Raw genomic sequence first — 9887 nt, 5'->3', positions numbered from 1 at the left:
GGCTGGCCGTCCTCGCCGATACCCCCGTCACCAAAGGCGATATGGGTAATCTTGGGGATGGTCTCAATGGCCCCCCTGGTGATCTGCGCCAGATAAACGCGCCTCTGGCGGGTGATAACGCTTGTGCTGCTGCTTGCCATTATAATTCACTCCTTATTGTCCCAGCATTTAGTTTCTTCGCGCCGTCCAAATGAAAAGCCCCGTCAAGCCCCCGGTCTATCCGGGAAGTGACGGAGCCTGCCGCCCTTTGGGCGTTCACGGCCCCGCAGGCGGCTGTAAGCCCCCTCTGCCGTGCTGTCTGTACATTCTTTCCTATGGCCCCATAAACGGCCTTTACGGCCCCTTTACAGAGACTTTGTGCCCGTACCCGTAAAGTAACGCCCCCATGGGCGTCCTGCCCGTTCGCGGCCTTGCAGGCCAAAAGGAAACGGGACAGGCCCACGCCTTTGCTGGAGGAGGCCGCAAGATACCACCCGCCGTCCAGCGGGCGTTTGCCGTTTAGGAGGGTTTCCTCTATCCCCAGGTTGTTTGCGCCGTAGCGGCACACCTGCACACAAGCAAGGCCCACCGTGTTTTGCATACGGGCCATGGCCCGCACAGCCCAGCCCAGGGCCTGCCCGCAGCTAAGGCGGTTGCTGGCCCCCATGGAAAGCAGGAGCCTGTAAAGGGCCGCGCCCCGTGTAAACCTTTGGGCAAGCTGCCAGGTGCCGTCCAGGCTCCTGCGCCCGTCCAGGTATATGGCCCCCTCGCCCAGGTTGCTCACCCGCAGCCGCAGGCTCTGGCTTACAAACAGCAGCCGGTTTTTGTTTTCCAGCACCACCGGCTGCACCGCCCCGATGGTGTCGAAAATCAGGTGGGCGGGCTTTATTTCGTCTATCTGCCGGATAAGCTCCCCCAGGTCTTTGGTGGCGTCCGGGAAAAGCAGGCGGACAGTCACAGAAAAGGCATAGCTCGCAAAATGCTCGGTGACTTCCCCCTCCCGGCCCGTTATAATCTGCACCAGCTCCCGTATGGCCTGCACCGTAGTGACGCCCCGTGTGTTAAGGCGGGCCAGCACCCTGGCCCGCCGCACCTCCAGGCTTTCCCTGGTATTGACCGGCAGGCCGAATATGCGCTCATGCCGGGGCAGGAGGAAAGTGCTGGTACACACCGCCAGCTGGGCCGCCATAGCGTCTATGGTTCGCTGGGCCTGGTTGATTTCCGCCTCCTCCGCCTGGAGCAGGTCGGCCATTTGCTCCATAGTCCGCACCCTGCGGGGCAGCATGAAATCATCCGTCAGGGGCATGGATGTCCACCTCCTCCAGGGTGAAGTATTCCCCATACCCGCAGGAAAGGGAGGCAAGGCCGCCGTTTAGGGTATAGCTTACGATATCGGCCACGCCCTCCACGCCAAAAATCAGGTCGCCTATGCGGTAGTAGCTTATGGTGCTTTCCCGGCCCTCATCGCCCCGGGCCGGGGCTTGGTCGAAGTCCTCCCGGTTTACGCTGTCCACATATGCCTGCAGCACCGCTAGCGGCCTTGGCGGTATCCCCGCTTAAGCTGCCAATCAGGGAGGCCGAAAAGCTGGTGACCTGCTCCATGTACTCGTTGGCGGACAGGCCAGCCGTTTTGAAAGCCGAGGCGGCGTTCGCCTTGACCACGCTGGAGCTGTCCTTAAAGAGCGTATCCACGCCCCCCAGGCTTTGTTCCAGCTTGGCCCCCTGGCTGATGGCCCCCATGGTGATAGTGGCCGCTGCCAGGGTCACGGGGATCACCACGTTTTTGCCTACAGCCGCAAGGCCGGACTTTATCTTGGAAAGCCCCGCCGTCACCCCGTCTTTCAGCTTCACCGTGGCATGGGCCACCAGCTTGCCTACAGACTTTACCTTGCTGGCCACGCCCTTTATAAGGGAGGTGGCCCCGTCCTTGAGTTTCACAAAGGGGCGGGCCACCAGCTTGCCCACCCCTTTGACCTTATTGCTTACATTGCGTATTTTGTCGCTGGCAGCGTCCTTAAGGGCCGCTGCCATGACGATTTTCTTTCTTAGAGGCTGGGCCTTTTGCTTTAGGCTCTCCATAGCCTTATGGGCCGCCGTAGCGTCCAGCCGTGCCGTGCGTTTTTTATCCCAGGTGGCTTTCAGCTCCTGCTTGGTCTTGGCCACATCCTGCCGGAAAGCGCTCTGCTCCTGGCGTATGCTGCGCAGGGTGGCCGACATATTGTCTTTAATGGAGATTGCGCCCTTGATAACGCCCAATCAGCCACCCCCTCCTTTCGTGTCGATCTGGAACATGGCGGCCCTGTCCTCCAGGGCCTTTTCCATAGAGGCGGCATAAAAAAGCCGGGATTCCCGGTCAAGGCTTAAAAACCTTTCCGCATCCCAGCCTTTTTGTATGTAGTAGTGCAGCAGGTACGCCTCGCCATCCTGGGTTGTCCTTCTGGCGCTGGGTCATGCGCTTCTGTTTCTTTGCCGCCATGGCTCTCTCCTTTCCCACTCCCCGCAGTCCTCGCAGGGCAGCATGATCTGCATTTTCTTCCAGCAAACAGGGGAGTCAACGTCCAGTCCCCAAAACCGGCAGGTGCAGCAGGCCCGCTCCCCGGTTTCCAGTATCCAGTCGGCTTTCCTGCACCTGCTGCAGGTATAGGGCCAATTACAAGCCATCCGCGCCCACCTCCCTGCCAAATATGTCCAGCTGGCCGTCCAGGTTCTTGTCATCCATCCACCAACGGAAAACATCATCGGCGGTTTTCCACTGGCAGGGCTTGCCCTGTGCTTTGCGTTCCTCCAGCATACGGGCAAATGCCCTGCGGTACAGGCTTTCAAACTTGGGCCAATGACGAAACTCACGCCAGCGAAGTTTATCGGCCATGGGGCAGCCTATACAGCCCACCCGGTTAAATCCCATAGCATAACAAGGGTTTATATCCGCTTTTGCATCCCTCAAAAACTGCCATACATCCCGGTCTGTCCAGTCCACAATGGGATGGATTTTGATTTTTGCTTTCATTTGACAAGGGGCAATAATGCCTTTGTCACCGTTGTCAAAGTCAAATATCTGTTTTTCCCTCTTAGATTTTCCGTGCAGCTCTGCCACGCCCGAATCAGACCGGCTTTGGCTTTCTGCCCTGCGCACACCAAGTACTATGCACCGGTTTTTACCGCGCCCCTCCTTCAAGACCTGGCAGCAGTACCGCACTGTGCGCGTCGGGGGCATAAGCTTTTGGGGGATAAGCGCCCACATGGAGGCGGGCTGGCCCTTGTACTGGGGATGTAGTATTTCACACTTGACGCCCTCCAGCTCCAGCCTGCGGAATACCTTTCGCACATGGTATACGGTTTCGGGCGCATCGGCAGTGGTCAAGCTATGGATTACCTCAAAGGGCGCCCCGGCCCGCCTGCAAAGCTCCAGGCACACCTCGCTGTCTTTGCCGCCAGAGTAGGTCAGCAGCAGGGGTTTTTCGTAGTAAAACTTACTAAGCTTTGCCGCTTCCTGCAGCCGCATGATGGCTGTATGTTCCAGATCCATTCCCACGCCCCTTTCTGTTTTCCTCGCTCTGCATTTACACGGGCTTGCGACCGTTGCCTCAAAAGGCAGCTGCATTAAGGCGGGGCTTACAGCCCCGTAATTATTCATTGGAGGCCCTGGCAGGTTCTGCAGGGCCTGCCTCCACCTTGCGGCTGCCCACGCACCCCTGCTGGTAGCCGTCCCGGTATCCGGCCTTATAAGCGGCGTCTGCGGCCCGCTGGGTGGCCGCCGCCTTGCCTATGCTGTACCCCAGGTAGAGCAGCAGCCCCACCAAGGGGAGGAACAACGCCTCTCCGCCTGGGGAAAACGGTCGGCCTTTCACAATCTCAAACCCCAGCCGGATATACATACCACTCAAAAGCCCTGCAAATGCCGCCAAAACCAGCGGTAAAGCCCTCTTAAAAATCATAAGCCCCTCCTATTCATCTTTGCCCATACGGGCAAGGATGATAATGGTTGCACAAATAATTGCTGTAACAAGTACTGCTGTCACGCTGATCCCCCCCTATACCACGCCTATACCCATATTGCGGGCCATGTTGTAAAGCCCTGTATAGGTAATATCCTCGTTGTTTACGGCGTTGTTATAGACGTTTACCGCGCCCCGGACGCCCCATTTGCTTTGGCAGATGCCGTGCAGGAAGCTGGCCTCCTTCTTCTGCCCCTCCTCGGCCAGCTTGGGGAAAAGGGCCTTTACGTCCTCGGCTGTGACCTTGTGGGTGCTGTAAAAGCGGTTCATGCGGATACGGGAGAACAGCTGGGCGAACCGGGCCTCCTGCTTGCCCACCATGCGGGTATAGGTCTCGGTGTTGCCGATCAACGCGATGCCCACGCCCTGCTGCCCGGTGATGGGGTTGGGGTCTGTCCAGGTTCGTATTTCCTCCAAGGCCCGCAGTTGCAGGTGCTGGGCCTCGTCAATGATGATCACCCGGTTGGTGCCCTCCAGCTTTTCCCGGATGGATAGGGCCAGCTCCAGCTTGCTGCGGCTTTCCGGCACCCGCAGCGCCCTCGCCAGCATCTTTAAGAGGTTGCCCAAAGTGCCGATGCTGGGGGTGGCCTGTATGTACACACTGCTGGTGGGGTTGTCCCTTACGAACTTTTCCGCGCCCTTGGTCTTGCCGATGCCTGCGTCCCCGTGTATAATAACCATACCCTTTTCCAGCTGGCAATAGCGGATCAGCTTGTATACGTCCTCGGAAATGGAGGTGGGGATATAGTCCTGGATGGGCTTATAGGGCAGGGCCTTTTCCGTGCTGGCGTCCTGTTCGTCCTGGGCCTTGAAGAATTCCTCCAGCTTGCTTTCCAGGGCTGAAATATCGCCGTTGTCGTACATACTGCGGCGGTATTGGGAAAGGGCCGTCTGGCTGATACCCATAAGGGGCGCGGCCTTGGCCTGGCTGATCTGCTTATCCTGCAAAAACTGCGTTACCCTTGCCTGCAATGCGCTGTTGTAAACCTTACTCATTGTCAAAGCCTCCATTTCGTTTCATTGCGTTTCTATTCATAACATCCAGGTCAGGCCCGCCCACCGCCTTAAGCAGCGGCTCCTCGTTGGGCCTTTGCAGCTCCAGCACCTTGGGCCGGGCCTCCGGGATGATCCGGGCCGTCTTGTTATCAAGGGCCTGCTCCAGTACCAGCTCCAGGGCTGTGCGCTTGCCAAAAGCCTGCACCGTGCTGGCCTCCAGCGCCTCTTTGGTAATGCGCTCCAGCCGCCGCACCTTGCCCATGGCGGCCTTGACCTCCTCCTTGCTGGCCCCGTAGGTAAGCACCGCTGTGTTATCTACCGGCACCTCCATAATGAACCGATCCTCCAGGTCATACACCCGAACGGCGCTTAAATCCTCCGGGTCATAGCGGAAATACACCTTTTTGCCCATGTAGTTAAAGGTAAAATCATCGTTCCAGTAGTCCAGCCGCTGGCCCGCGATGTCCAGATGCACCCCACGCCTGCCTACCGTCTGTACCCTGGCGCTGCGCATGAGCATGAGGTTTAAGTCCTCGGCCCCGGCCACCCGCTTGGTATGCAGGTTCTCATTGTAGACCTGCTGGCGGGGCTTGCCGTGGTCTGCGGCCACCTCGCCGCCATAGGGCTGCTGGTTGAAATACCAGTCCAGCAGGGTCTCCACCGTGTCGGTAAAGGTGGCGTCCAGGGGTATCTCCCCGTTTTTCAGCACACCCTTGAGCTTTTCCGGCTTTTCCACTACGTTGCCGCCCGTGTAGGTCTCGAACAGGCGGGAAAGGTGGTCTTTTATGTCCCTAAAGCGCCGCTCAATGATTTTTGCCTTGGCGTTTTTGACTATGGCGTTTGTCATGTTGATGCCCAGCCGCTCGAACACCGGGGGCACCTCAAAGCGCTCCTCGCCGTTTTTGGGTTTCTTCTTTCGGTGGCCCAGGCCGCCTATGTCGTGGGTCAGGAACTCGCGGCCATTGTCAACGTAAATATTCTCCGGGATGCCGTATTTCAAGATGCCCTTGCGCAGCGCCACCAGGGTGGACTGGCTGCTGGGGGCCGTGGTGACGTGGCTCCCAGTATATATCCCGCTCCTGGCGTCAAAGAAGGCCGTAAGGTACAGACGATGGAGCTGGCCGTTCTCGCCCTGAGTGATAACGTCAAAGGTGTGGTTGTCCGCCACCCACCACTCATTGCTGGCCATTTCCTCATATAGACGGTGTATGTAGGGGGCGCAGCGGTCGCGGAAAGCCTTTTGACCTTGGCGGCCCAACACTTCCATGGGTTCGGGGATATCGTTCTGCACCATGCGCCAGAATGTGGAATAGGTGGGGATATCCGCCACCAGCTCCGGGGCCGTGTCCTGGAAGTACAGCCGGGTGTACTCATAGCACTTTTGGATGGGGTGCTGGGCCTCGTCCAGGTAGTAGCTTAAAAACGTCTGCCGCATTTCCTCGGTGATCTTGCTTTTCCCTTTGCGGCCCTTGCCGCGCTTGTCCAGCAGGCCGTCCAAACCCAGCTTGCGGAAGTTGCGCTCTTTGCGGTATAATGTATCTACCGAGAAGGTATTCTCCGGGTCAGTCTTAGCGCAAAGGGCTATAAAGGTACTGTCGGCCTCGGCCTTGCTGCCTGGATAGCGGTCTCGGTAGGCTTTCCACTCCTTAAGCGTCTTTTCCCACCACATAATCTCCTGGCGTTCGCCGTCTGAGTAGTGGTCAAAGGGTTTCGCCTTTTTAGCTGCACCGGGAGCCACTATCGGCAAACCGCCTTTTACTTGGCGAAAGTATTTCTTTTGAGCATCGTCAGATAATTCGCTAATTGGAATCATATAGGCTGGGGAGTTAAACTCATTATAAATGCATTCTGCCTTGATTATTTCATCCTTCGCCCAGCGCCGGATTGTTCTCTCGTTTTTGTTTTCCAGCTCGGCTACTTCCTTGGTCGTGAGCCTGGTTTCCACTTTATCACCACCTTATTAACCTTTGCCTGACGTACAACCTGCCATCGTCAGCGCAGGGCGGTCATCCCCTGCGGACTGCCCCATGGGGCAGTTTCGGCTTAGTGTCGGTTGAAGTGTTTGTCATAGTACCGCCGCACGGACGGGCTGGAAATCGTGTAGCCCTGGCCCGTGCAGTACCGGGCAATCTCACTGAAATTCAGCGCCTGCTCCTCCATCATCTGCTCCATCATGCTGTCTACCGCACGCACAATATCCAGCGGGAAAGTTTCAATACGCAGGGTGCCTTTGGTGGCAGGAGGGCGGGTTACAATGTCCTTTCTCGGCCCAGGGTGGGAGTTGCTATTCCAAACCCGCTCCCACGGTACCGGCCTCGCGGGTTCGACCGGCTGTGCCACCTCTTTCACAGTGGAAATTATGACGGGTACAATCTGCGTCACCACCTGGGCGGCTACCGCAGCCGCAAACTGTGCCATCTGCTCCATGGTAAAGGGTTGCGCTGCACCCGGCTGGCTGTAGCTCCCGGTCTGGCGGATGGATGGGAGGACTTCATCAAATACCCACTTTTCAAACCGTTCGGCTGCGGGTAGCTTGCTGTGTGTGATAAGGCGGTAAAGGTTGCCCTCGGTGATAAACTTTGCGTACTGTGTTCTCCCCATGCTGTCGATGACGTCACGTTTCGTTACCCCATCCTCTTTGCAGTGGTCAAGAATGGCTTTCCGAGGATTACTATACCCCAGTATCTTGGCGCACGTTGTTGCAGGGAAGTAGGGTTTGCCGTCAATCTCCAGCACTCCCAACTCGCCAAACTCGCTGTTTTGGAATACCTGCATTTCATTAGCCGTTTTGTTCATAATCCGAACCTCCTGCTATTTATTTGCCCGGCACATCGTCAAAGATGTCCGTAAGCTTACAATGTAGTGCTTTCGCTATAGCCCTCGCCCGGATGGGGTAGGTGTATCTTGTTTGCCTGTATTCAATGCGCGAAAGTGCATTTTTAGGGAGTCCAGCAGCCTGGGACAGCTGACATCTGGACAGGCCCGCCTCTTCACGGCGGCGCTGGATTTCTTCTATTTTGGGTATCAGCATATTCTTCCTCCTTTGGTCGCGTTTGTGACTGTTTTCTCTATTATAACAGTTACGTTCGTGTCTGTCAAGAAAAAAGTTTACATTCGTGCCCGAAAATGGTATACTTCTTAATTGGAGGTGCTTATATTATGGATAACTCTCTCGGTTGTAGAATTAGATCCCTCAGAAAAGCAATGGGGTTAACACAGGAGCAGCTGGCGCAAAAAGCTGAATTAAGTGTATCTGCTATAAAGAGCTATGAAAACGGCTGGAGACAGCCCAATTCTAAAGCTATGGCTGCTTTGGAACGACTTTTCCAAGTTAGCGGCTCATATTTGCGTGGTGAAACAGAAATCCGGGAAGTTGAGCCAATAGTCAAGGACACTATATCTTTAGAAATTGAACGGGAGAAACTACCTAATAAGCTGCAGGAGTTATCCGCCTTGTTAAAAAATGGCAAGGACGCCGAGATGGAAGTGGCCTATCATGTTGTAGCCGAGCTAACTCATGTCCTCAAGATGGAAAATCCAGTCCAGCGTAACGCAGCTCTGTCTATTCTTCAAGATATGGTTGCGATCACAGTATTCTTTTTGGACACCTGCGAAAACTGCCAGCGTGATACCGACCCCGCTGGCCGGGTAAATCATGCAAAGAGTGTTGTAAAGACGCAGATGGTGCAGGCCCTTTCCAAAGGAGATATTTTTTTGGCTAAATAGATACACTTGTAACTTGATGTTGATACTATATCACAGGCTTTTTCTCTTGTAAGCGTTTTGTAAGGTTCTGACGAATTTCGTCATATTCTTACGAATAGCGTAAGGCTTTGGGGCACCTTTTAAGGAACCTAACTTTTCAAGTGATAATAAAAATCAGCGCGGACATTTTGAAAAAATCACGCCCTGGCAAAACAGCCCAAAAACCTAGTGTTTTCAAGGCGCGGACACACTTTCCTAGCGCGGACACAAAATGTCCGCGCTATTTCCGCTTAAAAGCAAAAAACAAGCCCTTTAAGCGGCGTTTGGGCGTGTTCGCTTAAAGGGCTGTTGTTATTTTCTTAAAAGCCGCTTAAACCGCGCCAATGCTGGATTTGTGCGGTTTCTTAAAAGGTTTCTTGTGTGTCCTTAAACGCTCCTAAAAGGCAAATCTGAGCGGTTGGCAGCCTTGCGCCGCACAGGCCACTTTGGGGCCGAAAACGGGCAAAAAAATTTTGCAATCCCATTTTGCGAGATTGCAAAATTTTCGCTTTCATTCAAGCGGTTTTCCGCGAAAAAACCTAGTATTTAGGCGGGTTCCCGGGTTTTCTCGTATTCTTGCATATCGAAAAGTAGGCCCGTCCTGGGTTTTGCAAGTCACGTGAAAACTTACAGGAGCGGCAATCCAGACCGCATACCACCACCCAAAGACACGACAAAGCCCGGAATTCCTTGGAATTCCGGGCTTTGTCAGACTTGCCGCCAGGCAAGTTTTTGGCAGGGGCAGAAGGATTCGAACCCTCGGCACGCGGTTTTGGAGTGGATGTGGAAAAGGCATGGGCAGACATATAGCAGCCAGTTTTCCGCGCAATTGAGCCATTTGTGTTTCCAGAACACAAGCCACACAAGTTTTTGATGCTTTATTGATGATATTCCAAATTCTCAAGCCAGAAACAAAATGGTTCCGTTGGGAGGCAGAACAGTTTTAAGTGGAAAGATATGCGTATGGGTGTAACAGTAAGACAGAAATGACCTTTTGTCAAGCAATGCACCTAAATCAAAATTTGCGCCGCTAAACAAAGAAAAGATAAAATTGACTAGGCGGCGTCGTCAATAAAAATATGATATAATAGACCTCAAAGAAGAGGAGGGCAAAAAAATGGCGGGAGAACAGCATCGGCACGATATAAGCGACAGAGCGTGGGAGAAAATCAG

Annotated in this window: 11 protein-coding genes and 1 other RNA gene; 1 reads left to right on the top strand and 11 read right to left on the bottom strand. The window is 54.9% G+C overall.

Annotated elements, in window-relative coordinates:
• Nucleotides 1–139: 139 nt before the first annotated feature.
• From U8U01_RS16430 to U8U01_RS16380, 11 genes are all read right to left on the bottom strand, one after another.
• Complete coding sequence (locus U8U01_RS16430) at nucleotides 140–1285, bottom strand: putative phage tail protein (protein ID WP_322176610.1); 1146 nt, start codon at nucleotides 1283–1285, stop codon at nucleotides 140–142.
• Nucleotides 1269–1493, bottom strand: a complete 225-nt coding sequence (locus U8U01_RS16425; RefSeq protein WP_322176608.1) for a hypothetical protein — start codon at nucleotides 1491–1493, stop codon at nucleotides 1269–1271. The genes U8U01_RS16430 and U8U01_RS16425 overlap by 17 nt, the downstream gene beginning before the upstream one ends.
• Nucleotides 1441–2235 (bottom strand): hypothetical protein, encoded by a 795-nt coding sequence (locus U8U01_RS16420; protein ID WP_322176605.1) that lies wholly within the window; start codon nucleotides 2233–2235, stop codon nucleotides 1441–1443. The genes U8U01_RS16425 and U8U01_RS16420 overlap by 53 nt, the downstream gene beginning before the upstream one ends.
• 192 nt (nucleotides 2236–2427) lie before the next feature.
• A complete protein-coding gene (locus U8U01_RS16415) occupies nucleotides 2428–2640 on the bottom strand; it encodes a hypothetical protein (protein WP_160578809.1) in 213 nt (70 codons plus the stop codon).
• Complete coding sequence (locus U8U01_RS16410) at nucleotides 2630–3505, bottom strand: phosphoadenosine phosphosulfate reductase family protein (RefSeq protein WP_322176602.1); 876 nt, start codon at nucleotides 3503–3505, stop codon at nucleotides 2630–2632. The genes U8U01_RS16415 and U8U01_RS16410 overlap by 11 nt, the downstream gene beginning before the upstream one ends.
• Nucleotides 3506–3605: 100 nt before the next feature.
• A complete protein-coding gene (locus U8U01_RS16405) occupies nucleotides 3606–3914 on the bottom strand; it encodes a hypothetical protein (protein ID WP_322176599.1) in 309 nt (102 codons plus the stop codon).
• 96 nt (nucleotides 3915–4010) lie between these two features.
• On the bottom strand, nucleotides 4011–4970 hold the full coding sequence (locus U8U01_RS16400) for an AAA family ATPase (protein ID WP_161931316.1): 960 nt from the start codon (nucleotides 4968–4970) through the stop codon (nucleotides 4011–4013).
• A complete protein-coding gene (locus U8U01_RS16395) occupies nucleotides 4963–6915 on the bottom strand; it encodes a Mu transposase C-terminal domain-containing protein (RefSeq protein ID WP_322176596.1) in 1953 nt (650 codons plus the stop codon). Before U8U01_RS16395 ends, U8U01_RS16400 begins: the two co-directional genes overlap by 8 nt.
• Before the next feature lie 32 nt (nucleotides 6916–6947).
• Nucleotides 6948–7014, bottom strand: an RNA gene (locus U8U01_RS16390) — hammerhead ribozyme type II.
• Complete coding sequence (locus U8U01_RS16385) at nucleotides 7014–7766, bottom strand: BRO-N domain-containing protein (RefSeq protein WP_322176593.1); 753 nt, start codon at nucleotides 7764–7766, stop codon at nucleotides 7014–7016. The genes U8U01_RS16390 and U8U01_RS16385 overlap by 1 nt, the downstream gene beginning before the upstream one ends.
• 19 nt (nucleotides 7767–7785) lie before the next feature.
• Nucleotides 7786–8001 (bottom strand): helix-turn-helix transcriptional regulator, encoded by a 216-nt coding sequence (locus U8U01_RS16380; RefSeq protein WP_322176590.1) that lies wholly within the window; start codon nucleotides 7999–8001, stop codon nucleotides 7786–7788.
• 128 nt (nucleotides 8002–8129) lie between these two features.
• Here U8U01_RS16380 and U8U01_RS16375 point away from each other — a divergent pair, with 128 nt between their 5' ends.
• Entirely contained in the window at nucleotides 8130–8696 is a 567-nt protein-coding gene (locus U8U01_RS16375) for a helix-turn-helix domain-containing protein (RefSeq protein ID WP_322176587.1), read from the top strand.
• Nucleotides 8697–9887 lie beyond the last annotated feature (1191 nt).

Origin of the sequence: Acutalibacter caecimuris (genome assembly GCF_034335085.1) — a bacterium.
Classification (GTDB): Bacteria; Bacillota; Clostridia; order Oscillospirales; family Acutalibacteraceae; genus Acutalibacter; species Acutalibacter caecimuris.
The sequence above is the reverse complement of the archived record's forward strand: the minus strand, read 5'-3'. Positions and strand labels throughout refer to the sequence as shown.

Coding starts and splice junctions, on each gene's coding strand:
- U8U01_RS16430 (WP_322176610.1), bottom strand. CDS start 1,285: ATGCCCCTGACGGATGATTTCATGCTGCCCCGCAGGGTGCGGACTATG.
- U8U01_RS16415 (WP_160578809.1), bottom strand. CDS start 2,640: ATGGCTTGTAATTGGCCCTATACCTGCAGCAGGTGCAGGAAAGCCGAC.
- U8U01_RS16410 (WP_322176602.1), bottom strand. CDS start 3,505: ATGGATCTGGAACATACAGCCATCATGCGGCTGCAGGAAGCGGCAAAG.
- U8U01_RS16405 (WP_322176599.1), bottom strand. CDS start 3,914: ATGATTTTTAAGAGGGCTTTACCGCTGGTTTTGGCGGCATTTGCAGGG.
- U8U01_RS16400 (WP_161931316.1), bottom strand. CDS start 4,970: ATGAGTAAGGTTTACAACAGCGCATTGCAGGCAAGGGTAACGCAGTTT.
- U8U01_RS16385 (WP_322176593.1), bottom strand. CDS start 7,766: ATGAACAAAACGGCTAATGAAATGCAGGTATTCCAAAACAGCGAGTTT.
- U8U01_RS16380 (WP_322176590.1), bottom strand. CDS start 8,001: ATGCTGATACCCAAAATAGAAGAAATCCAGCGCCGCCGTGAAGAGGCG.
- U8U01_RS16375 (WP_322176587.1), top strand. CDS start 8,130: ATGGATAACTCTCTCGGTTGTAGAATTAGATCCCTCAGAAAAGCAATG.